This window comes from Bradyrhizobium sp. 31Argb, assembly GCF_043638955.1.
Taxonomy (GTDB): domain Bacteria; phylum Pseudomonadota; class Alphaproteobacteria; order Rhizobiales; family Xanthobacteraceae; genus Bradyrhizobium.
Genome location: NZ_JBEGDB010000612.1, coordinates 1 through 1,174 on the forward strand (window position 1 = coordinate 1; position 1,174 = coordinate 1,174).

At 65.1% G+C, this 1,174-nt stretch carries 1 protein-coding gene; it reads left to right on the top strand.

What is annotated here, in order from left to right; genetic code table 11:
• Nucleotides 1-77 precede the first annotated feature (77 nt).
• The coding region (locus tag AAFX91_RS41825) for an AMP-binding protein (protein WP_394570363.1) at nt 78-1,174 on the top strand (1,097 nt) is incomplete at its 3' end.

Below are 1,174 nucleotides of genomic sequence, written 5' to 3' on the forward strand. Positions count from 1 at the left end.
GCCTGGTCAATCTTGTCGCATGGCATGTGCAAACGTTTTGTCCGCAACCAGAAACCTGCTGCGCACTCGCGGCTGGAGTGGCATTCGATGCCAGCACCTGGGAGCTATGGTCTGCGTTATGTAACCGCAGCACATTGCAGCTGCCGCCCAAAGCGGCAGCTGCAGATTCCTTGCGTCTGCTGCAATGGTGGCGAGATCAATCGCTGGACGTTGCCTTTTTGATCACGCCACTGGCTACACTCGCGCTGGAAGATAAGCTCATCAACTCCAGATTGGAGTACTTGCTTGTTGGCGGGGATCGTCTCCAGCGTGTGCCTGGGCCTCTGTCGCCTCTGAAGCTAATCAACAACTATGGGCCTACTGAAGCTACGGTCGTGGCGACCTCAGGACGGCTCTTCAGCGACAACGCTGTGCCGCATATTGGCCGTCCGATTGCGAACACGCGGGTGTATCTGCTGGACGGTCATGGCGGGCCGGTTCCGTTCGGGGCGGCGGGTGAGCTTTACATTGGCGGGGCGGGAGTTGCGCGCGGCTATCTGAACCGGCCGGAGCTGACGGCGGAGCGGTTCATCGCCAGCCCGTTTGTGGACGGCGACCGGCTTTACAAGACGGGCGATCTTGCGCGGTACCTGCCGGACGGCGATCTGGCGTTTTTGGGCCGCAACGACGATCAGGTGAAGATCCGCGGCTTCCGGATCGAGCCCGGCGAGATTGCGGCGCGGCTCATCGAGCATGCCTGGGTGCGCGATGCGGTGGTGGTGGCGCAACGGGATGGCGCCGGCGAGCAGCGGCTGGTGGCCTATGTGGTGTGTGCGCCTGAAGCTCAATCGGATGAGCTGGATGGCGCTGGCGCTGAGCTGGCCGCCACGTTGCGGGCGCATGTGGGCGCGCAGCTGCCGGACTACATGGTGCCGGCGGCGTTTGTGCGGCTGGCGGTGCTGCCCTTGACGGTGAACGGCAAGCTGGACCGCCAGGCGCTGCCGCCGCCTGCGGATGGGGCGTATGCGCATCGCGCTTACGCGCCGCCGCAGGGCGAGATCGAGACGGCGCTGGCGCAGGTCTGGGCCGAGCTTCTCGGGCTGGAGCGGGTCGGGCGCCACGACCACTTCTTCGAGCTGGGCGGGCATTCGCTGTTGGCGGTGCAGCTGATGGAGCGGCTGCGGCGGCTGGCGCT